At 36.9% G+C, this 22,493-nt stretch carries 18 protein-coding genes; 17 read left to right on the top strand and 1 reads right to left on the bottom strand.

All coding sequences use genetic code 11. The features are described 5' to 3' along the window. Positions 1-57: 57 nt before the first annotated feature. Positions 58-1,011 carry a PhoH family protein gene (locus tag BLW28_RS07780; RefSeq protein ID WP_073217688.1) on the bottom strand — a complete coding sequence of 318 codons (954 nt, stop codon included), beginning with the start codon at positions 1,009-1,011 and terminating at the stop codon, positions 58-60. A gap of 196 nt (positions 1,012-1,207) precedes the next feature. On the opposite strand from BLW28_RS07780, the gene BLW28_RS07775 reads away from it, so the two are divergent. From BLW28_RS07775 to BLW28_RS07695, 17 genes are all read left to right on the top strand, one after another. Further along, positions 1,208-2,047 carry an SAM hydrolase/SAM-dependent halogenase family protein gene (locus BLW28_RS07775; protein WP_073217685.1) on the top strand — a complete coding sequence of 280 codons (840 nt, stop codon included), beginning with the start codon at positions 1,208-1,210 and terminating at the stop codon, positions 2,045-2,047. Positions 2,048-2,131: 84 nt separating this feature from the next. After that, positions 2,132-2,428, top strand: coding sequence for a putative quinol monooxygenase (locus tag BLW28_RS07770; protein ID WP_073217682.1), 297 nt, complete (start codon positions 2,132-2,134; stop codon positions 2,426-2,428). Positions 2,429-2,489: 61 nt separating this feature from the next. Then, a complete protein-coding gene (gene gldG / locus BLW28_RS07765; protein WP_073217679.1) occupies positions 2,490-4,889 on the top strand; it encodes a gliding motility-associated ABC transporter substrate-binding protein GldG in 2,400 nt (799 codons plus the stop codon). A 213-nt stretch (positions 4,890-5,102) separates the two neighbouring features. Continuing rightward, positions 5,103-6,221, top strand: coding sequence for a DNA polymerase III subunit beta (dnaN, locus tag BLW28_RS07760; RefSeq protein WP_073217676.1), 1,119 nt, complete (start codon positions 5,103-5,105; stop codon positions 6,219-6,221). A 133-nt stretch (positions 6,222-6,354) separates the two neighbouring features. Further along, positions 6,355-7,776 (top strand): tRNA uridine-5-carboxymethylaminomethyl(34) synthesis GTPase MnmE, encoded by a 1,422-nt coding sequence (gene mnmE / locus BLW28_RS07755; protein ID WP_073217674.1) that lies wholly within the window; start codon positions 6,355-6,357, stop codon positions 7,774-7,776. 242 nt (positions 7,777-8,018) lie between these two features. Further along, positions 8,019-8,369 carry a helix-turn-helix domain-containing protein gene (locus tag BLW28_RS07750; protein ID WP_073217671.1) on the top strand — a complete coding sequence of 117 codons (351 nt, stop codon included), beginning with the start codon at positions 8,019-8,021 and terminating at the stop codon, positions 8,367-8,369. Continuing rightward, positions 8,369-9,463, top strand: coding sequence for a site-specific integrase (locus BLW28_RS07745; protein WP_073217668.1), 1,095 nt, complete (start codon positions 8,369-8,371; stop codon positions 9,461-9,463). Before BLW28_RS07750 ends, BLW28_RS07745 begins: the two co-directional genes overlap by 1 nt. Further along, positions 9,460-10,476: a hypothetical protein gene (locus BLW28_RS07740; RefSeq protein ID WP_073217665.1), complete on the top strand. Its 1,017-nt coding sequence runs from the start codon at positions 9,460-9,462 to the stop codon at positions 10,474-10,476. Before BLW28_RS07745 ends, BLW28_RS07740 begins: the two co-directional genes overlap by 4 nt. Before the next feature lie 231 nt (positions 10,477-10,707). Further along, positions 10,708-11,007: a helix-turn-helix domain-containing protein gene (locus tag BLW28_RS07735; protein ID WP_073217714.1), complete on the top strand. Its 300-nt coding sequence runs from the start codon at positions 10,708-10,710 to the stop codon at positions 11,005-11,007. Continuing rightward, positions 11,004-11,300 (top strand): helix-turn-helix domain-containing protein, encoded by a 297-nt coding sequence (locus BLW28_RS07730; RefSeq protein WP_073217662.1) that lies wholly within the window; start codon positions 11,004-11,006, stop codon positions 11,298-11,300. The genes BLW28_RS07735 and BLW28_RS07730 overlap by 4 nt, the downstream gene beginning before the upstream one ends. Beyond that, on the top strand, positions 11,287-12,207 hold the full coding sequence (locus BLW28_RS07725; protein ID WP_083540702.1) for a BT4734/BF3469 family protein: 921 nt from the start codon (positions 11,287-11,289) through the stop codon (positions 12,205-12,207). The genes BLW28_RS07730 and BLW28_RS07725 overlap by 14 nt, the downstream gene beginning before the upstream one ends. Before the next feature lie 91 nt (positions 12,208-12,298). Beyond that, positions 12,299-14,194, top strand: coding sequence for a DUF3987 domain-containing protein (locus BLW28_RS07720; protein ID WP_073217659.1), 1,896 nt, complete (start codon positions 12,299-12,301; stop codon positions 14,192-14,194). Between the two features lie 119 nt (positions 14,195-14,313). Further along, entirely contained in the window at positions 14,314-14,616 is a 303-nt protein-coding gene (locus BLW28_RS07715) for a helix-turn-helix domain-containing protein (protein WP_073217655.1), read from the top strand. Positions 14,617-14,622: 6 nt separating this feature from the next. Then, positions 14,623-16,701, top strand: a complete 2,079-nt coding sequence (locus BLW28_RS07710) for an HsdM family class I SAM-dependent methyltransferase (RefSeq protein WP_073217652.1) — start codon at positions 14,623-14,625, stop codon at positions 16,699-16,701. Then, the gene (locus BLW28_RS07705) at positions 16,698-18,029 is read left to right on the top strand and encodes a restriction endonuclease subunit S (RefSeq protein WP_073217650.1); all 1,332 of its coding nucleotides are present in this window, start codon (positions 16,698-16,700) and stop codon (positions 18,027-18,029) included. The genes BLW28_RS07710 and BLW28_RS07705 overlap by 4 nt, the downstream gene beginning before the upstream one ends. A gap of 229 nt (positions 18,030-18,258) precedes the next feature. Beyond that, positions 18,259-19,155 (top strand): Abi family protein, encoded by an 897-nt coding sequence (locus BLW28_RS07700; RefSeq protein ID WP_073217646.1) that lies wholly within the window; start codon positions 18,259-18,261, stop codon positions 19,153-19,155. Between the two features lie 4 nt (positions 19,156-19,159). After that, complete coding sequence (locus BLW28_RS07695; RefSeq protein WP_083540705.1) at positions 19,160-22,492, top strand: DEAD/DEAH box helicase family protein; 3,333 nt, start codon at positions 19,160-19,162, stop codon at positions 22,490-22,492. Position 22,493 lies beyond the last annotated feature (1 nt).

The raw sequence follows: 22,493 nt of genomic DNA, 5'->3' as shown, positions 1-22,493 counted from the left end.
ATTTAGAGTTCAAGAAATTCTCTCGTACACTAAAAATTGTCACTTTTTCTTCTTTTTTTATTCTATATTTTCAATTTTTCTATACGCTGCGATAACCTCTTTCACCAAGCGATGGCGGATTACATCTTTATCGTCTAAATAAATCATGCCAACGCCTTCAACGTCTTTTAAAACCAAAAGTGCTTCTTTTAAACCTGAAGTGATGCGACGCGGCAAATCAATCTGTCCCGGGTCACCGGTAATCATAAACTTAGCGTTCTTCCCCATTCTTGTGAGGAACATTTTCATTTGAGCGTGTGTGGTATTTTGTGCTTCATCTAAAATAACGAAAGCATTGTCTAATGTGCGTCCACGCATAAATGCCAACGGTGCTATTTGAATTACTCCATTCTCAATATGTGAGGCCAATTTTTCTGCTGGTATCATATCGCGTAGCGCATCATAAAGTGGTTGCATATACGGATCGAGTTTTTCTTTTAAATCGCCAGGAAGAAAGCCAAGGTTCTCACCTGCTTCCACGGCCGGTCTTGTCAAAATAATTCGTTTAACCTCTCTTTCCTTAAGTGCTTTAACGGCCAAAGCCACTCCTGTATAGGTTTTACCCGTTCCAGCTGGACCCACAGCAAATACCATGTCGTTTTTTTGCATTAGCGCTACCAATTTGCGCTGATTTGCTGTTTGAGGCTTTACTGGTTTTCCACTTACCCCATGAACGATTACCTCACCGCTTTTTGTGGGCGTTTCGTATTCCTCCCTACTTCGGCTCAATAATACACGCTCGATCACGTTTTCATCTATCTTATTGTATTTGGAATATTGTTCTAAAAGCATTGTAATACGACGGTCAAATTCTTCTAGAATTTCCTCATCGCCATAGGCTTTAATTTTATTGCCCCGAGCAACGATTTTAAGTTTAGGGAAGTACTTTTTAAGCAGTTCTATATTGGCATTTTCCAGCCCAAAGAATTCTCTAGGGCCAATCTCTGTAAGTTCGATTATAAGTTCGTTCAAAAGGCGTAAAATTTATATAGGTATAGACGTTAGGTTTTGTATTTAATTACAGTTGAAGCCTTTGAAAATAGTCGTAAAAGCATCAATCCTCATCGATATAACTAATATTATTATATTCAGTAAAAATAGTTTTGCTACTAACAAAAGTAACCTATTTTTGTGGTACTTGTTTTAATAAAATATCAACAATCCCTTTATGGCTATAATCACACTTACGACAGACTTCGGAGAAAAAGATCACTTTGTTGGTGCGGTGAAGGGAGCTATTTACAGTGAATTGGAGGATGTGAAAATTGTTGATATCTCACATTTAATTTCTCCTTTTCATCTACACGAAGCCGCATATATTATCCAAAATGCCTACAAAAGTTTTCCGAATGGTACAATCCATATTATTGGTGTTGATTCGGAATTAAATCCTGAGAACAAGCACATTGCAGTATATATGGATAAGCATTATTTTATATGTGCAGACAATGGAATTATTTCGATGCTTACCGCCGAAATTAAGCCAGAAAAAATAGTAGAAATCAACATTCACGACAGAATATTGAGCAATTTTCCTGTGCTAGATGTTTTTGTAAAAGTTGCTGGACACATTGCCCGTGGAGGCACTTTGGAAGTTGTAGGAAAGCCTATTTCTGAAATTAAAGAAACGACCAAAATACGGCCCATTGTTAACAAAAACGAAAACCAAATTATCGGGAATGTTATTTATATTGATAATTACGGGAATGTTATTAGCAATATCAGTAAAAAACAATTTGACAAGGTAGGACGCGGCAGAAAGTTTGTTATTGGTGTTAGAACGACTAAAATAGATAAAATTCATACCAATTACAGCGATGCTATTAATTTTGACCAGCCTTCGGATAAACGAATAGAAGGCGGAAAAAAACTCGCTCTTTGGAATTCATCTGGATATTTAGAATTGGCTATTTACAAAAGCAATCCGTCGTCCGTAGGTGGCGCGTCTACCCTTTTTGGCTTAAATTTTCTTGATTCAATTACTGTTAACTTTGAACCAGAGTCATAAAGTGGTTCCTTTAGTTTGAGTTTTTCGATATCAAATTAATCAAGAAGAATATTTGAACTAGCCCAGCAATCTTAAATAGAGAATATGTTTACAAGAATAGTCAAGATGCAATTTAGACAAGAAGAACTAGAATCTTTTCTGTCTAATTTCGAAGAAGTGAAAGAGAAAATCCGCAATTTTCCGGGATGTCGTTTTTTAGAACTTTATCGCGATAAAAATAACGAAACAATCTTTTTCACTTACAGCCGTTGGGAAGATGAAGCCGATTTAGAAAAATACAGAAACAGTCCGCTTTTCAAAAAAGTATGGAGTCAAACAAAACCTATGTTCAGTAAGCGAGCGGAAGCTTGGAGTGTCGATACGCTTCTGTGCCTTCAATAATACGTATAAGAATTTAAGGAAAATTAAAAAATGGCGTTCCTACGCCTTTAGCGAAAAGTCAATGTTTACAATTATAAAACGCGAAATAAATTCATTTTTTTCAAGCACCATAGGGTATTTGGTTATTGCCGTTTTTCTAGTCATAAATGGTTTGTTTTTATGGGTTTTTAGTGGGAACTTCAATATCCTCGATTCTGGTTTTGCCGACCTCTCCCCCTATTTTGAACTTGCACCGTGGGTACTGCTGTTTTTAATCCCAGCCGTGTGTATGCGCGCCTTTAGTGATGAGATGAAAATGGGAACTATGGAGCTTTTGCTAACCAAACCCATTACACTAAAAGAAATTGTATTAGGAAAATATTTTGGGGCCGTTATTTTAATCATTATTGCGCTAATTCCTACAGGTCTTTATGTATTTACTATTTCAGAACTGGGCAATCCAGCAGGAAATTGGGATGTCGGTAGCACTATAGGTTCATATATTGGATTGTTTTTTCTCGTTATGGCCTATACCGCCATCGGAATATTTGCCTCGACCCTATCACAAAATCAAATTGTAGCATTCATCATAGCTGTATTTCTAAGTTTTGCACTTTATTACGGATTTGAAGGATTTGCATCTTCTGCTTTCGATATTTCAAATTTTGGAATGAAAGCACATTTTGAAAGTGTAGCACGAGGGGTTTTGGATACACGGGATTTAATATACTTTTTACTGCTCACAATACTTTTTTTAGCGCTCACTACTTTTAAATTAAATAAAGAAAAATCAAGTACTACGAAAAAGGGGCAAATTGCATTTTTAGTCCCAATTATTGGATTGGTGCTTCTTATTGCCTTCGGAAATAGTCTATACATGCGCTTCGATTTAACTCAGGATAAACGTTTCACCTTGTCTGAAGAAGCTAAGAAAATTGTTGATCAAGTACATTCACCTATTGTTATAGACGTGTTTTTAAAAGGGGAATTTCCACCTGAATTCAAAAGACTACAGAACGAAACCAAACAGCTTTTAGATGAATTTGCGGCATATAATTCCAATATAAGGTTCGCTTTTGCAAACCCTTCAGAAAAAGGTTCTGAACATTTTCTATCACAATTCGAAGAATATGGTCTAATTCCCGCACAAATTTCAGTAGTTGAAAGCGGAAAACAAAGTACCGAAATCATTTATCCTTGGGCATTGGCACACTATAATGGAAGGACAGTAAAAATTCCTTTGCTGAAAAATCAATTGGGAGCAACATCAGAAGAAAGAGTAAATAGTTCCCTTCAGAACTTACAATATTCATTTGCTGATGGTTTTAAAAAATTAGCAACCGAAAAGTCGAAAAAAGTAGCCGTTCTTAAAGGCAACGGCGAGTACGACGACCGTTACATTGCAGATTTCTTTTCAACGCTGAGAGATTATTATTTTATCGCTCCTTTCACCTTAGATTCAGTTGCTTCAAATGCTAGCAAGACATTAAAAGCACTTAATGGTTTTGATTTAATAATTGCCGCACAGCCTACCGAAGCATTTACCGATGCCGAAAAATATGTTTTGGATCAATACATTATGAACGGTGGCAATTCGCTTTGGCTAATGGACGCTACACAAATGCATTTAGACCCAGAATCGGGTAATGCGTTTGCCTTCGGAAAAGACCTAAACCTAAATGATTTTTTCTTTAAATACGGCGTTCGAATTAATCCAAACCTGGTTAAAGATGTGTACTCCGCACCCATCGTTTTGGCTACTGGAGAAGAACAAGAATCGCAATACAATAAATATCCTTGGTTTTTTAGTCCGTTAAGTAGTAGTGCTAATAACCATCCCATTGTGGCGAATCTTGAAGCCGTTAAATTTGATTATGCTAGTTCGATAGATACACTTCCAAATAACATTAAAAAAACGGTATTGCTTTCTACTTCTCCTATTACAAAAATTGTTGGGTTACCTTTTGAAATTAATTTTGATATTGAAATTCCGAATAGTCTTCAAATTGTTAACGAAGGTCCAAATCCCAACGAATATAATGCTGGAGAAGTTCCGCTCGCAGTGCTATTGGAAGGAAGTTTTACATCTGTTTTTAAAAACCGAGTTAAACCGTTTAAACTGCTTGATGGTCTAAATAATTACGACGACGGTAAGGCTTCAAAAATGGTAGTTATAAGCGATGGTGACGTAATTAAAAACCAAATGCAAGGTAACCGCCCCTTGGAATTAGGGTTTGACAATGGGACGAATTCATTTTATGGAAATAAGGAGTTTCTGCTTAATACTGTCAATTACCTATTAGACGACAGCGGACTTATAAACATTCGAACGCGAAAAATTGCGGTTCCGTTTCTCGATATTCAGAAAACTGCGTTGGAAAGAAACAAGTGGCAAATGCTCAATCTACTGTTGCCGTTGGGGTTACTGGCGCTTTTCGGAGTTCTGTTTACTTTATACCGAAAACGAAGATACACACGCTAACTGTTAATAAGTTTGTTTTATCTAAAACATCATTTGAAATATATTTGTACATCGGCGAAGTTTATAAGAAGCTAAGCTGAAATACTCAGTGAACTGAATGAATTTTTTGATTTATCGAGATGTTAGACACATTTACTAACCTTTGTAATTCTTCGTATTTTTAAATTTGCTGAGAAAACCTTTTGAGAATTATTTCATAAAATACATATCTAAATGAAATTCATAGTATCAAGTTCGTATTTATTAAAACATCTTCAAGTATTAGGCGGTATTCTAAACAACAGCAACACACTTCCTATTTTAGATAATTTCCTTTTTGATTTAGATGGCAATCAACTTAGTGTTTCTGCTTCCGATTTGGAAACTACAATTACTTCCAAACTAGAGGTTGAAAGCACCGAAAAAGGAATGGTTTGTGTTCCCGCAAAATTATTGTTGGAAACCTTAAAAACCTTCCCTGAGCAACCGTTAACCTTTATCGTTGAAGACAACAATACAATTGAAATAAGTTCAAATCACGGAAAGTATGCATTAGCTTATGCAAATGCTGAAGAATTCCCAAATGTAGTTGAGCTTAATGAACCTTCTTCTACAATAATTCAAGGTGATATATTAGCAACGGCTATAAGCAAGACTATTTTTGCTTCTGGTAATGACGATTTACGACCGGTTATGAGTGGGGTATTTTTCCAGTTTTCTACAGAGAACTTGATTTTTGTAGCTACCGATGCCCATAAATTAGTAAAATACACGAGAGATGACCTAAGTGCTTCACAAACGGCTGAGTTCATTATGCCGAAGAAGCCACTAACACTTCTTAAAAACATTCTTGCCGGAAACGAAGATGATGTAACTATCGAATATAACGAAAGTAACGCGAAATTCATTTTTGATAATACCGAAATGGTGTGTCGCTTAATAGACGGGAAATATCCAAACTACGAAGCGGTAATTCCAAAAGAAAACCCGAACAAATTGATTATGGACAGAAATTTACTTCTAAATTCTGTACGTCGTGTTTCTATTTTCTCAAGTAAAACAACACATCAAATCCGTTTAAAAATTGCAGGAGCTGAATTGAATATCTCTGCTGAGGATGTTGATTTTAGCAACAAAGCCGAAGAACGTTTAACTTGCGATTATCAAGGTGATGATATGCAAATTGGTTTCAACAGCCGTTTCCTTACCGAAATGCTGAACAACCTTACAAGCGATGAAATTTCACTGGAAATGAGTTTCCCTAACCGTGCAGGAATTCTTACACCTGTTGATGGACTAGACGAAGGCGAAACAGTTACTATGCTTGTAATGCCGGTAATGTTGAATAACTAGACTAGATACTAGAGAAATTAAAAAAGGTCTGCCAATTTGGTGGACTTTTTCAATTTAATATTGGTGCTCGTAAAATCTCAAGCTTCATTAAAGGTAGAAGCATTCTCAAACTTAAATCTTACCTTTGCAGGCAATGACACACACAGATACCATAGTAGCAATGGCAACTCCGGCTGGAGCAGGTGCGATTGCAGTAATTCGACTTTCGGGGCCTGAAGCACTTTCTATTGCTTCCACTCTATTTTCCTCCGTTTCAGGAAAAAACCTTGCCAATCAAAAAACACATACGGTCCATTTGGGACATATCAAAGATGGTGATAAAATAATCGATGAAGTACTGGCTACAATCTTCAAAAACCCAAACAGTTACACAGGCGAAGATGTGGTTGAGATTTCCTGCCATGGTAGTAATTACATTCAACAAGAAATAATACAATTGTGCCTTCGAAATGGATGTAGAATGGCGCAGGCGGGTGAGTTTACGTTAAGGGCTTTTCTTCACGGGAAAATAGATTTGAGTCAGGCGGAAGCTGTGGCAGATTTAATTGCAAGTGATAGTGCTGCAAGTCATCAATTAGCAGTTCAGCAAATGCGTGGCGGATTTTCTTCAGAAATAAAAAAATTGCGGGAAGAGCTGTTAAACTTTGCTTCCTTAATTGAACTGGAACTTGATTTTGCCGAAGAAGATGTAGAATTCGCGAACCGAGAGGAATTTCAGAAGCTTATTTCGAAAATAACGCTGGTTCTTAAACGGTTGATAGATTCTTTTGCAACAGGAAATGTACTGAAAAACGGAATTCCCGTTGCTATTGTAGGTGAACCAAACGTGGGGAAATCTACTTTGTTAAACGCACTTTTAAATGAAGAACGCGCAATTGTAAGTGACATTGCCGGTACAACACGAGATACCATTGAAGACGAAATTAGCATTGGCGGTATTGGGTTTCGATTTATAGACACCGCCGGAATTCGCGACACTGAAGACGTTATCGAAGGTCTAGGTATTCGAAAAACCTTTGAGAAAATAGAACAAGCTCAAGTTGTAATCTATTTATTCGATGCTCAAAAGTTTCAGGTCTCCCAGCACGGCGGGCAAGCGAGTTCCAAGTTTCAGGTTGAAATTGAAACTATAAAAAACAAATATCCACTAAAAAACCTGATTATTGTCGCCAACAAAGTTGATACGCTATCTGAAGTAGAATTAAAAAACCTAAATATCACCCTGAGCGCCATCGAACGGTCTACCCACTTACTTCTTTCTGCTAAAAATGGAATCGGATTAAAGGAGCTAGAAACTCAATTATTGGAATTCGTAAACACCGGAGCGCTACGAAGCAATGAAACTATTGTAACAAACTCTCGCCATTACGATGCCCTACTCAAAGCATTGGAAGAAATTATCAAAGTGCAAGAAGGAATTGATGCCAACCTCAGCGGCGATCTTTTAGCGATAGATATTCGCCAAGCGCTTTATTACTTTGGAGAAATAACAGGTCAAGTGTCTAACGATGAGCTACTTGGTAATATATTTGCGAATTTTTGCATCGGAAAGTAATTACATTTCCTTTTCTACCCTAAACCCTTCTTTTTCTTACTATTAGAGTGTTTTTCTTTCCTTTATTTGTTGCTAATTTTCCTTTTTATTGCTTATATTTGTTTCTAATCTGTTGCTAATAGCAACAGATCTGTTGCTAACAACAGATTTTTTAGACCGTGGCGAAGTGATGTTACATACAGATACATTCTGATATCTCCAGTTATCTCCGGTGACAGAAACAAGCCCAAAAAGATTATGCAATGAGCAGCAACATCGAAATATTAAAAATTTGTCAGCACTGCGAAAAGACATTTATCGCACGAACCACGGTAACCAAATTCTGTAGTCACAAGTGCGCTTCCAGAAATTACAAAAAGCGGAAGCGTGAAGAGAAAATTAAGCAAGTAGCTCCGGTAAGTGTTCAACGAATGGAATTCAATCAAGAGCAATTAAAGGACAAGGACTTCTTAAGTATAGATGAAACCTGCAAATTATTAGGTACAAGCCGAATGACGATATATCGTCAGATTAAGAGCGGAAACATAAAAGCCGGAAAAATTGGGAGACGTACCATTATCCAGAGAACCGAAATCGATAAACTTTTTCAATAATGAAGGTAACACTAAGAAAACGCAATCAAGGTGGTAAAACCAGTTTATACTTGGATTATTACCACAAAGGTAAACGCAAAGCCGAATACCTTAAACTCTACCTTGACCCCGCGGCCAAAACCAAAGAAGCGAAAGAAGTCAACAAGAAGACCTTGCAGTTAGCAGAAACCATTCGGGCCCAGCGACAAATCGAAATCCAAAACGGCGTATATGGTTTCAGGGACAACGAAAAACTAAAAGCCAGCTTCACCAATTATATTGAGTTACTTACTGAAAAAAGAAAAGACAGTACCGGCAATTACGGCAATTGGGACAGTATGCTAAAGCATTTAAAAGCTTACATTCCTTGGGATATTACTTTTGCCGAAGTAAACAGAGAATTTGTCCAGGGCTTTAAAGAGTTCCTGGATAAGGAAGTAAAAACGAAAGGCAACCAAAGTCTTTCCCAGAACTCCAAATACTCATATTTCAATAAACTTAGAGCGGCATTGAAACAAGCTGTTAAAGACGGCATCATTCCCACCAATCCGGCAGAAGGAATTGATGGTTTTAAGCAAGGCGAACCTCAGCGCGAATTCCTAACCCTTGAAGAACTTCAAGCTGCGGTTAAAGCGGAATGTGAAATTCCACAAATGAAAACAGCTTTCATATTTTCTTGCTTAACTGGATTACGCTGGTCAGACATAAATAAACTACTTTGGTCAGAAGTTCAGCACTCTAATGAAATGGGTTATTACATTCGATTTCGACAAAAGAAAACCCAAGGTGTAGAAACCCTCCCTATCTCAGAGCAAGCCTTCGGCTTGCTTGGTGAGCGTCAAGATAAGGACGAAAGAGTTTTCAAAGGATTAAAATATTCCGCTTGGCATAATCTAAAATTACAGCAATGGGTAATGAAAGCCGGTATATCTAAAACTATTACTTTTCATTGCGCCAGACATACGTATGCAACTTTACAGCTAACCGCAGGCACTGATATTTATACGGTTTCAAAACTTCTTGGTCACAGAGAGTTAAAAACCACCCAGATATATGCTAAAGTTATTGACGAAAAGAAGAAGGAAGCAGCAAACAAAATACAACTTGACTTATGAGTGTTCGTATAAAAGTATTAGATGAGATTTTAAATCACGGTTTACGTCCTTGGCTGGATCATAACAGCTTAGATGAAATATTCTATTCCAAATTCCATAGCTTAAAAGAATACAGGTCAAGACATCCTCTGCAATTTGAAATTAAATTTGAACGGCCATTTGACAATAAGACCAAGTATTACAATCTCTTAATCCGCAATGCCATCAAATCCCATTTTGATACCATTTACGAGGCTATGGTTGAAGATAGAAACGAGAACCTCATTCATTATTACCTAAACGATATTTTAAACAAGCGTTTAAAAACTCATTTAAAAGACCTTGGAAAACTTTTGAAAGAAAAGGATTTTACACTTTCCTACATTGACCCAAAAAACACATCCTATCAATTAGACCAGGTACATAAGGCGAATACTTTTATAATGCAATTACTCAAAATTGCGCTTATGCAGCTATATCTGGAAGTACAGGAAACCTTTAAAGAATGGGTGAACGATGAGTTTATTGTAGAGGACTTTTATACGCAGCTTCTTAATGAACCTATTCCCGATAAGCTTCCCATCAAGAAAAATGAGATTATAGAAGTTGAGCCGGAACCATCTCTAAGGCCTAAGGCGAATTTAAAAGAAAAGCCTATTCAATTCTATTCTTTCTTTTACAAGCAGTACAACACCAACCCCGATAAGCTACAAGATCTATGGGTTAGCCTAAAGCATAATAACTTTATTCATCCAGACACACATCTTTCATCATTTAAAAAGATTTTTTCAGGGACAGAAATTAATACTCCTATTACTTGGACTGGTTTGCCAAGTGATTTGTACTATTTTATAAAACGTATTCATACTGATTTAAAGTTAGTAGAATACTTAAAACTAAAAATATGGGAAGTCACAGTAATCTGTTTCGTAGATGAAAACGGCCAACCGTTTCAACGAAATCAGTTCAGGTCATTAAAAAGACCAAATCTCACTGGTGACAAAATCGATAACATTGTAAACCTATTAAAATAGGTTACTCTGCACTTTACACTTCTTATTCTTTTTCTATTTTTCTTTAGCCCTTGTTTTATCTTAACAAGGGTTCTTTCCTTTGTTCTACCACTCTGCACTCTGCACTCTACACTGCACCTACTTCCTTCACCCCATAACAGCCCAATAGTCACCCTACTTTAGCCCTGTATTCGGAAATCGAATATGACTTTTGGCCAAAAGTCTTTTACTAATTCTTTAATCCAAAATAAAATGGAAGAGATATTAAAAAGGCTTGAAATTATAGAAAAGCACGTATTAGATCAGAACATCATTCTGAAAAATGTACTCAACTTCAATGAAGCTTGTAAGTACTTAGAACTATCACAATCCCACTTGTATAAACTTACAAGTGCCGGCACTATTCCACATTACAAACCTAATGGTAAGAAGCTGTATTTCAATCGTGCCGAATTAGAGGAGTGGCTATTGCGTAACCGCAATACCACCCAAGAGGAAATCGACAAGGAAGCAGCTAACTATCTAATCAAGAAAGGGAGGGTAAAGCTATGATAGAAATAATTGATTTGCTCCAGGCACTCTCCCAAGAGCTAAAGGACATTAAAGACCGTATCGATATCATCAGGGCAACGAGAGCAGAACGCCTAAAAGATACGTGGATTGACAACCAAGACGTAATGCAAACGCTCCACATAAGTCAGCGCACCTTGCAGACGCTTCGTTCAAATGGAACCATACCATATAGCAAAATTCGCGGAAAATTTTATTACAAGGTATCGGACATAGAAAAGCTGTTACAGGCAAATTATTATAACCCAAATTTCAAATGCGATGGAAATAAGTAAAGAAGCAATTCTAAACAAAACGCATTATGGGTTGAAAATTTATGCCTACATCCTTCGGCAGTATTATCCTAAATCAGTCCTTTCCCTAAAGGGAAGGGACTGCGGGATAACCCGCAACCCATTTAATGGCGGTAAGGACACATTACAAATAAATATTGTTGATAATGTTGCCCGGCACTATGACACTGAATTAACCGATTTTAAAGGAGATATTTTTGATTTTGCATCCTATCATTTTAAAACCTTGAATGATGAGGATTTATTGCTAAAACTAAATGAAGAGTTACATCTGCGTATTGGTCAAAAAAACAGCTTTTACAATCAGGAAGAACTCCAACCTACGGTTGAGTTCCCTGATACCATAACACAGGCTTCGCCCGTGTTCAGCTATTTTCAAAAACCGATAACCAATATTATCCCAAATCGGCAAGCCTCTTTGGTTGAGGTGTTCCACCTCATTAGAGGAACTGATTTCGCTACGTGTACAAGTACACTACGCAAAATTCAAGACGTTAAAAAAGCTCGGAAATACAAAGCTTCTAATTTCGATTATGTTACTTTTTCTGGTGAATTTTCTAAAAGGAATGATAAGAACCTTAAAAAACATTCAGGTCTTCTAACCATTGACTTTGACCACATTCCTGATATTTACACTTTAAAAGAAAGTTTACTCCAGGATCAATATTTCGAAACTGAACTTCTATTTACATCCCCTTCCGGGGATGGTTTAAAATGGATAATTCCTATTGAATTAATCAAAGTCAAACATCAAGATTATTTCAAGGCAGTTGCCAATTACATCCAGCAAACTTATAGTCTGGAAGTAGATGGCTCAGGCAAAGACATTTCAAGAGCGTGTTTTTTACCGCACGACCCCAATGCATTTATTAATCCAAAATACCTTTAGATAATGGAGAAACCCAAAACACACACTTATATATCCTTTTACATATATGTGTTTTGGATTCACGAATACCTTAACTCAAAATTAAAAAAATATGAGTAAAAAAACGTTTAATCCGTTGGAGTGGATGGAAAACCCAAACCAACAGCAGCAACATACAGAACAGAATTATCAACAACTTACAGACAACAATTCAGAAGTAGAAAATGTAATTCAAAACATAGAAGCCAATCAAATTGATATAGCACCCAATTACAATGATTGGATAAACATAGGCTTCGCCTTTGCAGATGAATTTGGAGAGTCTGGAAGAAGTTTATTCCAAAGAGTAAGTCAATTTTACACCGGCTACAATTCAAAAGAATGCGATAAGCAATTTGACAATTGCTTAAAATCAAAAGGTCAAGGAGTTTCTCTGAAAACCTTTTTCTTTCTTGCCAAGCAAGCCAGAGTTTCTATTGTGGCACAATCCAATGTCCAGTATAATACTAACAATAGCAATTACAAATCATCAAAAGCTCCCCCTGTTCAAGAACACCAGGAAGAAGATCCGATAAAGGAAGTTATGCCTACCTTTCCAAAATCCTTATATTCTGAACTTCCTGAATTCTTGCAGCAAGTGGTCGCAATAGCGACCTTCAATGAAGAGAGAGATATTTTGCTTTTAGGCTCCTTAGGTGCAATTAGTGCGTGTTTCCCGAAGCTGAACGGCATATATGATGGCAAAAAAGTATATCCCAATCTCTTTCTTTTTATAACCGCTCAAGCATCGGCCGGCAAAGGTCGGTTGGTACATTGTAGGCAATTGGTAAACCCTATCCATAAAGAGCTGCGTGAAGAAGCCAAATTGCACAAACAACATTTTGAGCTGGAAATGGCTGAATACAATGCGAACAAAGGTAAAGTTGAAGGAATAGAGAAGCCAGCTCGACCACCCGAGAAAATGCTCTTTATTCCCGCCAACAATAGTTCTACAGGAGCATATCAATTATTGGGCGATAGTGATGGAAAGGGATTGATTTTTGAAACCGAAGGTGATACATTGGCACACGCCTTTAAAAGCGATTACGGTAATTATAGTGATGGTTTCAGAAAAGCCTTTCATCACGAGACCATTTCCTATTACCGAAGAACCGACCGAGAATTTGTGGATATTGAAAGTCCTTGTTTGTCAACAGTACTTTCGGGAACACCAAAGCAAGTTACAGCCCTTATTCCAAATGCTGAAAACGGCTTATTCAGCCGTTTTATATTCTACTTTATGAATATCAAACCAGAATGGAAAAATGTATTTGCAAGCACAACGGATAATGGTCTTGATGATTATTTTGAGAATTTGGGAAACCAGTTCTACGAACTGTATAAATTACTCAAAAGTAATGGTGAATTTCAATTTCACTTAACCGCAGACCAACAAGAGCAATTCAATACGTTTTTTAGTGAGATACAAGCCAAATACCTCAACCTTCAAGGGTTGGACTATATGGCTACCATTCGAAGATTAGGTTTGATTGCCTTTCGTTTCTGTATGCTCTTTACAGCATTGAGAATTTTAGAAATGCCACACCTCCAATTTGATAAAAACGGTGTGGCATTCGATGGCTCCACTGGAGAAATATATAATTTGGGCCATCAAACGGGAGACACTTCAAACAAGCTTATCTGTGAGGAAAGAGATTTTCAAGCTTCTTTAGTGATGATAAAAGTATTGATAAAACATTCAAGCAAAGTGTTCGGCGAACTCCCACAGGAAGAAACCAAACCATCGCGAATGAACCGTAAAGAAAAATTCCTCCACGGATTACCCAATCAATTCAATCGTCAGAAATACTTAGAAGTTGCCAAAAAGCTCAATATTCCTGCAAAAACAGCAGAGGGCTATATTACGAGCTTTATAAAAGCAAACCTCATTCATCGCGAACAGCAGGATACCTATTTAAATCTCTTTAGTGAGGAAAATAAGGATATTGAGGAACCTAAGGATAATTAGTCCTTGGTTTCCTCCATTTCCTTAAACTCCTGAATGTTAATAAATATATAACCCTTTTCCTTTTCTTATTCTTTTATACCCTATATTTGGCATAAACTGTCAAGTACAAAAATGCCACAATGAAGACTTTTGCAAACAAAATCAAGGACTTACGCATCCAAAAGGAACTTTTGCTTCGGCAAGTTGCAGCAGCTATTGAGGTAGATACTTCTATGGTAAGCAAGTTTGAAAACGGTGAGCGTTTCCCAACAAGAGAACAAATCGAAAAGCTCGCCACTTTTTTCAAAGTGTCAGAAGAAGATTTTCTCGTGGACGCCTTTAGCGACAAACTTGTTTACGATTTTAGCGAAGAACCCCTGGCATTAGACATACTTAAGCAGACCGTGAAAAAAATAAAATCTAAAAATATAAAATCACAGTAAAAAACTATGAACATATTAAAACACGAATCGGACATATGGAAAACTGCCGACCTACTTATTGGAGCAGGAATTAAGCAGTCCGACTTCCCAAAGTTTATGATGCCATTTTTTGCCCTTGTAATGGTTGAAAGCAGGCTTATCCGAGAAGCCCATCGCTTGGAGCAAGAGGTGGGAAAAGAAAATATGGATGACTTTATAGAAATGTTCCGTTTGGAGGAGTTGGGCTATAATGAATTTGTTATCCGAAATGGGAAAACATTAAAAACCATCTGTAAGAACGATAAAACCTTTGACATTGATTTTCAAGCTTATTTAGAGGCTTTTGATGGAGAGACCAGAGGTTTATTAGGTGTCAATAAAGGTTCAGGCGAAGAAAAATTCCTCGATATCTCCGGAGTTGCCGGATTGTTGAAAAAGAAAGACATTCTTTTTGATACCGTTAAAGCCTGGAGTGAAATCGATTTGACTCCCTTCAACAACTCCGAAATAACCACCCTGGAAGAACATATTAAAAGAAAGTGGGCAGATATTTCGGCCGAAACTGCAGGAGAGCAATATACCCCGGAAGATATTATTGATTTAATTACTGAAATCATCACAAGTAAACTTGAAGACAACAACAAGTTCCTAACCATATATGACCCTACCTGTGGCGGTGCCAACTTACTTTTTGGAGTAGAAGATAAAATCCAAAAAAAATTCAATCGCCCTACCAAAACCCACGGCGATGAATGGAACGACACCTTATATGCTTTGGCAAAAATAGAAAGCCGGTTTAGGAATGATAGTGAAATCCACCATTGCAATACCCTGACCGCTATCAAACACATTGAAAAACGATTTGACGTGGTCGTGGCCAATCCACCCTATGGCGTGGACTGGAAAGGCTATCAAAATGACATCAAAAACGATACAACCGAACGTTTTGTTGCCCTACCCTCCATTTCTGACGGACAATTCCTGTTTACCCAGCACATCCTGCACCATTTGGCAGATGATGGCTTGTCTGTTGTAGTTCATAATGGTTCCACACTTTTTAGTGGCGATGCAGGAAGTGGTGAGAGCCATATTCGAAAACACTTCTTTGACCAAGATTGGGTTGAAGCCATTGTACAAATGCCAACTGACGAATTTTTCAACACCGGCATTTATACCTATTTGTGGATTTTCAATAAAAATAAGCCAGCCGACAGAAAAGATAAAGTAATCCTCATAGACGGTAGCAACCACTGGGAGCTACTCAAAAAGAGCAAGGGGAAAAAGCGTCGACAAATGAATGAAACTCACAGAGCGCAACTTGTGGAGGCTTTTGTAAACTTTGAAGACAACGACTTTGCCAAGGTATTTGACAAATGGCATTTCTACTATAACAAACAGGCAATAATGCTCACCAATGTAGATGACCAAGGCAACGCAATCAAAATGCCAACGAAAACAAATCGTTCCGGCGAAACTGTAGAAGCAAAAAGCATAAAGATAGATTTCTCTACTGTAGCTAACCTAAATACTTTTGAAAAAGAAAAAATGAAGGCTATCAACAAAGCTGAAATTACCGATTTTAATAAGGAGAAGTATAAAAACCTAAAGGAGTATTATGATGCCGAATACAAAGATTTTGTCGCCGGATTTGATTATAAGGAAGAAGCTTTTGTAGTAATTGACAAGAAAGGAAACAGTTATACTTATGACACCGATAAGGAAACCATCCTTAAAACCGATAAGAACCAAAAGACATCACAGTTGGGCAATGGCAAAATAATCATCAAACCAGCGTATAAAAAAGCAACCAAAACCAAGGAAGCGGCTATTAGTATTACCGTGGAGCTTACCAAAGATTTAGAAAAAGATTACGAGATTATACCTTACAGTCCCGATAAAGACAATAACCAACAGACCATAGAAGCTTTTATGGACCAATACGTTACCAGGCCTTTTGAGTATTTGGACAATGTCGTGGGGGTAGAATTGAATTTCAATAAGGAGTTTTACAAACCAGAGGAGTTAAGGGATATAATCGAAATACAAGCTGATTTGGAACAATTAGAAAACGATTTGGAGCTGTTGGAAAAAGAACTGGCACTATGAAAAGATACCACACATACAAAGACAGCGGCATTGAATGGTTGGGCGAAATTCCTAAGCATTGGGAGGTAAGTCGAATTAAAGATATTTTCGACCAAATATCCTCTAATGGTTCCGAGCTTGAAGAGAATACATATGTTCCATTGGAAAACATAGAGTCATTTACAGGAAAATTATTAAAGAAAGTTTCAAATGACAATAACGAATCTACTAATCTTTTTAAAAGTGGAGATATACTTTTAAATAAATTAAGACCGTATTTAGGCAAAATATTATTGCCCGATTTTGATGGGGGTGTAAGCGGGGAAGTTGTTGTTTTAAGAAGTAATATACTCTTCAAAAATGACGTTGAGCCGAAATATTTTTTCTATAGATTCCTTTCCACAAAATTTATCTTTAAAATAAACTCTTTGTCAGATGGCGTAAAGATGCCAAGGACTAACCCAACTAAAATTCTGGGATTAGAAATGACAGTTCCCCCTTTCCCCGAACAAACCGCCATAGTCCAATATTTGGACACCAAAACCCAAGCCATAGACCAAAAAGTTCGGCTATTGGAAAAGAAAATTGGCTACTACAAAGAACTGCGGCAAAGCATTATCAATGAAGCAGTCACCAAAGGTCTTGATAACAAAGTAGAGTGGAAAGAAAATGAATTCGGTTTTAAAACACCCATAAAGTGGGTTAAAAAAAGACTCAAGGATTTAGGAACCCTTTACAGTGGTTTGTCAGGCAAAAGTGGAGATGATTTCAATCAAGATGATAACCCCAACAATAAAGGCTTTATTCCTTTTACAAATATTGCAAACAATACTTATTTACAAAAAGACAATTTAGGAACTGTGGTGGTTTTTGATGGAGAAAGACAAAATGAAGTAAGAAAAGGAGATATTTTCTTTTTAATGAGCTCAGAGGGCTATGGCGATATTGGAAAATCGGCAGTATTAGCGGAGGAACTTAAGGATACTTACCTAAATAGTTTCTGTAGAGGTTTTAGGATCAACCAAAAAACTTGTAACCCCTATTTTCTTAATTATCTTTTGCTTTCAGATTATTACAGACAGATTCTAATTATTGAGGGAAAAGGATTTACCCGCATCAATTTAAAAATGGAAAAAATAAACGATTTCGAAGTGTATCTTCCCTTAGACTTAGATATTCAATTTGAAATAGTTACTTATTTAGACCAAAAAACGCAAACCATTGACAAAATAATAGCCAACATCCAAAAACAAAAAACGGTTTTAAAAGAATTCCGAAAAACCCTTATAAACGAAGTGGTTACCGGTAAAAAGCGTGTATATGAACCTAAAAGCAGTGCTGTAGTATGACATTACATAAAAACATAAAAACCCTTAGGTACTTGCCTAATTTCAACAATTGTTGTATATTTGCACCAACAGTACCTGTATTGCTTCCCATAAGAACAGCTTGCAGGTCTTCTTTTTTTACACCCCTTCCACTTCGTTACAATACACCTCCTTTGCCTCTCACTGAGGCACACTTAGGAGGTATTCTCTTGGTGTCATCCCAGTCATTAATTCCAAACACAGTGAAGTAATGGCAAAACCGGCTAAAACCATACAAGAACAAGTGCAACTCCTTAAAGATAGAGGGATGCTCTTTCATAATATTGGCGATGCTCCACACTTCTTGGCCAATATCAGCTATTATCGGCTTAAAGGCTATTGGTGGGAAATGCAGTCAGATAAAGTCAATCACAAATTTCATCCCAACCACTATTTCGAGGACATTATAGACCTATATAATTTCGATAGGAATTTTCGCCTTATAATTTTTAATGCCATAGAACGTATAGAGATTGCTATTCGCGCAAAGCTTATTTATCATATGTCTTTGTCTTACGGTCCACATTGGTATAACGAAACTGCATATTTTGAGAAATATAAACATCATTTATTTTTTAAAAGCAAGCTCACCAGAGACCTTGCCAGCAGTAGTGAAGAATTTATAATTAAGCATTACAATAATCACGTAACGGAAGAGCCCGAATCGTGGAAAGCTTTGGAAATCCTCACCTTGGGCTCTCTTTCCAAACTGTACCAAAATCTCAATCATCAACTTCCAGAAAAAGCTGAAATCGCTAAGGAATTTGGTTTAAACAACCAAAAATATTTAGCCAGTTGGTTATTGAGTACCACTTATGTTAGAAACATAATAGCCCACCACGGCAGATTATGGAACCGGGTAATCATCAATAAGTATGACTGGCCGAAAAGCACACCATATCCGCTTTTAAGCTACATCCCAAACCAGCATCAAAGAAGAAAGATATTCCCTCTGGTTTCCGCAATAATTTATATGAATAACGTAATTAGCCCAGGACACCATATCAAAACGGAGTTATTGGACTTGTTTGAGCAATTTCCTAACACTCCTTTATACAAAATGGGCTTCCCGAAAAACTGGAGCAGTGAGCCTATTTGGAAAATTTAATATTATGACAGAATTAGACTTACAAGATAAATACCTCATCAACTTTCTCTGCAAAAGAACAGATGGTTTACAATACAATGAAGCCAAGGCAAATACAGCATCGGCCAATTTCTTTGTAATAGAAGACTTGAAAAATTTTCTTTCACAGACAGATTTAAACAAGACCAATTATAAAAAACTTTTACGCAAATTCCCATCCGAAAAGGAATTGCTACAGGCATTTACGGAGTTTTTGGAGGACCGCATCGGTTCCTCTATGAATATGGCCATTTTTATCAATAACAACCAAACCGTCACTTTCGAAGGAATAAAACTGCATTTGTTCTATCCCAGTGATTCGGTAACCCTGGGCGACAAACTGTTTCATCAAAATATTTTTTCTGTAGTCCAAGAACTGCCTTATACCTTTAAACATAAGGGCAAACAGTTATTTTCATTTAGACCGGACCTCAGCTTTTTTATCAACGGTATTTATTTAGGTTATGGCGAATTAAAGAGCAATTACAACAATCAGAACGCACGAAATAACGGGCGTAAAAAAATAGCTAAGGACTATCTTTCCGCAGCACAGGAATATCTGCGTATAGCGAAGGACAATGACCTCAACCAATCTATAAAGAAGTCTTTTTTAAAGATATTTGAAAAAGCCATACACATCACGGCAACAGATATCAATGAAACATTTATCATTAGGAACATTGCCAACCAATTTGAAGAGATAAAGAATACTGTAAATGCAGGTAGCTATGATTTTGATACCTATACCAAGAAAGTATTGAACGATTTTAAAGTTTATCCGGTAAAGGGAGCGCACAATAAAAGCACTGGTCGATTTGAGGAAGTATTTAAGGCCCTTTACGACAAAAGGATGATAGAAAAGGAGATACTGTACTACAATTTTATTGAGCGTGAATTAATCAAAAAGGAAAGAAGCAGAACCAAAGAATACAAGCATAATGATGGCCGATTGATTGCACCAAGACCCAAACAGAAATTTGGTGCAGACAAGATTATAAGTAAAATTGATGAATTTTTAGAACACGAAAACGAACCTAATTACTTTTTAAACAAATTAGAAAATGAGTTAAGAGCTCGTGGACTGGGGGAAGAACAGATTAAAGAACTGGTACAGAAAAGAAGTAAATACCAAAATAACAAGACGGTATATTCTCTTTTATTGCAATATGCAGCAGGATTTGGCAAGAGCAACATTATTGGCTGGACAGCATTACAGCTTAAAGACCTCAGAAAGAATGATGCTTACGTCTATGACAAAATAATGCTGGTGGTAGACAGGTTGCAGCTCCGCGACCAAATAGACAGTAAGATGCACAATATGAACCTTCAAAAAGGAATGTTTATAGAAGCCTCAGACAAAAAAAGCTTTATTAAAGCACTGACGAGTGACCGGCGTATCGTTATCGTAAACGTGCAAAAGTTTGCCACCATCCACGATATCTTAGATAAAGAAATCGTCGAAAAACTTTCCAAACTGAGAATAGCATTTTTGATAGACGAAATACATAGGAGCCAAAGCGGCATACAGCATTCCGAAATGGTGAGCATCTTTGATGAACTTCAGTCCAGTTTCGACAATAATAATGCTTACAAAAATCAAGCAACCAAAAAAAACCTCATAGTAGGTTTCACCGCCACTCCAAGCGATCACACATTAGCAAGGTTCGGTGAGTTTAACAAATATGCAGAGGCAGAAAAAATTTGGGTGCCTTTTGACAGCTACACAATGAAAGAAGCCATAATCGATGGCTATATCCTCAACCCAATCAAAGGCATTGTGCCGGTGTCTGCCAAAATGTATTTTGAAATCCCGGATAATGTTTTAAAAGGTTTTGAAGATGATTACGGTTATGAAACCATACCAGATAATACCGACACAGGCATAGATGACGATGGTAAAAAATATGCTATAAGAAAAAAGCGGATTTATGGCAATACCGACCGAATCAAAGCTATATCCAAATTTATTGCCCAACGTTTGGTCACAGCAGTCTATCCAAACATTCGAGGAACAGCCAAGGCTATGTTGGCAACCTCATCTATTCCAGCGGCAATAAAATATAAAGGCTTCATAGAAAAACAGTTTCAAAACTTGGTCAAAGAGAAGAAGTACGAACGGTTTAAGGATGCTCCTATTTACATCGTATATTCAAACAGTCAAGAATACCCGAGCAGTAGCACCCTCAATGATGGCTTGGGAGAAACTTCTGTATTGCAGAATTTTAAGTTATCCAAAAACGGCTTAATCATAGTAGTAGATAAATTACAAACAGGCTTTGATGAACCCAAATTGCACACTCTATTTTTAGATAAAGAAATAAGGGGGATTAATGCCATACAGACGATTTCAAGAGTCAACCGGACCACCAAACATAAAAATGATTGTAAAATAGTGGACTTCTCCTATAAAAACGTGAATGTAAAAAATATTCGCAAAGCATTTGAACACTATAGCAATGTCGTCGTTTCAGATTTTGACCCATTGGGCGATGAAGCTAAACTGGGTGTTTTTTACGATGAATTAAAAGACCATTCCCTCTACGGCTCCCACTTCAAGAACTTCAAAAAATTTCAAGATGGTAACGGTGATACTTCTATCATTCTTGATATGGTAGATGCCTTTGAAATTTATATTAAGGCAAACCCAAAAGAAGCAAAACACCTCAAAAAAAAAATTGGTTCATACTTCAAAACGCTAAACCTTATAGAATTTGTAATTGAGTTAAATCCAAAATTCAGTGATTCCATATTTCTTGAATTTTGGAGAAAATACAATACTATCTACAACCACATCAATAAACCAGATGAAATTATAGATGACGTTGAAATATACTTTGATAACAGAATAGGGATAGTTTCCCCAGGAGAAGAAGAAAAGGAAAAACCCAATAAGCCAAAGAATCCTGATCCTACCGATCCCGATCAACCCAACAAATACAAATACAATATTCTTAAGGTTATTGAAAAAAGAAACCAGGAGGAAGAAGCCATTGCAGAACTCATAAAAGACTTTGAAGATAAAATTGAAGCATTTTTTGAGTACATCAAAGCAGATAAAATGGGCAAAAGACTGGTTGCAAAGATAGCAGACGATGGCTCAGCATTTACCCAAGAAGAAATCTATTCCGACTTCGAGAGGCTGTACCGAAAGTATATTATCATAAATCAAAATCTTGGCGATTTCTTCAAAAGTGAAACCAGAGATATTCTCAACCAATTATGTGATGATTTTGAAAACACCTTAGGGAAAAAATATCCATTAGGTGAAGAGGGCCCTGCCACATTGTTAAGTGCCGCCGAGCCAAACGAACCTAAGTAAA

It is taken from the genome of Aequorivita viscosa (assembly GCF_900106795.1).
GTDB lineage: Bacteria > Bacteroidota > Bacteroidia > Flavobacteriales > Flavobacteriaceae > Aequorivita > Aequorivita viscosa.
The sequence above is the reverse complement of the archived record's forward strand: the minus strand, read 5'-3'. Positions and strand labels throughout refer to the sequence as shown.

Bases quoted from the DNA above. Each gene is read 5' to 3' on its own strand.
- BLW28_RS07775 (WP_073217685.1), top strand. From the start codon at position 1,208: ATGGCTATAATCACACTTACGACAGACTTCGGAGAAAAAGATCACTTT.
- BLW28_RS07770 (WP_073217682.1), top strand. From the start codon at position 2,132: ATGTTTACAAGAATAGTCAAGATGCAATTTAGACAAGAAGAACTAGAA.
- gldG (WP_073217679.1), top strand. From the start codon at position 2,490: ATGTTTACAATTATAAAACGCGAAATAAATTCATTTTTTTCAAGCACC.
- dnaN (WP_073217676.1), top strand. From the start codon at position 5,103: ATGAAATTCATAGTATCAAGTTCGTATTTATTAAAACATCTTCAAGTA.
- mnmE (WP_073217674.1), top strand. From the start codon at position 6,355: ATGACACACACAGATACCATAGTAGCAATGGCAACTCCGGCTGGAGCA.
- BLW28_RS07750 (WP_073217671.1), top strand. From the start codon at position 8,019: ATGAGCAGCAACATCGAAATATTAAAAATTTGTCAGCACTGCGAAAAG.
- BLW28_RS07745 (WP_073217668.1), top strand. From the start codon at position 8,369: ATGAAGGTAACACTAAGAAAACGCAATCAAGGTGGTAAAACCAGTTTA.
- BLW28_RS07740 (WP_073217665.1), top strand. From the start codon at position 9,460: ATGAGTGTTCGTATAAAAGTATTAGATGAGATTTTAAATCACGGTTTA.
- BLW28_RS07735 (WP_073217714.1), top strand. From the start codon at position 10,708: ATGGAAGAGATATTAAAAAGGCTTGAAATTATAGAAAAGCACGTATTA.
- BLW28_RS07730 (WP_073217662.1), top strand. From the start codon at position 11,004: ATGATAGAAATAATTGATTTGCTCCAGGCACTCTCCCAAGAGCTAAAG.
- BLW28_RS07725 (WP_083540702.1), top strand. From the start codon at position 11,287: ATGGAAATAAGTAAAGAAGCAATTCTAAACAAAACGCATTATGGGTTG.
- BLW28_RS07720 (WP_073217659.1), top strand. From the start codon at position 12,299: ATGAGTAAAAAAACGTTTAATCCGTTGGAGTGGATGGAAAACCCAAAC.
- BLW28_RS07715 (WP_073217655.1), top strand. From the start codon at position 14,314: ATGAAGACTTTTGCAAACAAAATCAAGGACTTACGCATCCAAAAGGAA.
- BLW28_RS07710 (WP_073217652.1), top strand. From the start codon at position 14,623: ATGAACATATTAAAACACGAATCGGACATATGGAAAACTGCCGACCTA.
- BLW28_RS07705 (WP_073217650.1), top strand. From the start codon at position 16,698: ATGAAAAGATACCACACATACAAAGACAGCGGCATTGAATGGTTGGGC.
- BLW28_RS07700 (WP_073217646.1), top strand. From the start codon at position 18,259: ATGGCAAAACCGGCTAAAACCATACAAGAACAAGTGCAACTCCTTAAA.
- BLW28_RS07695 (WP_083540705.1), top strand. From the start codon at position 19,160: ATGACAGAATTAGACTTACAAGATAAATACCTCATCAACTTTCTCTGC.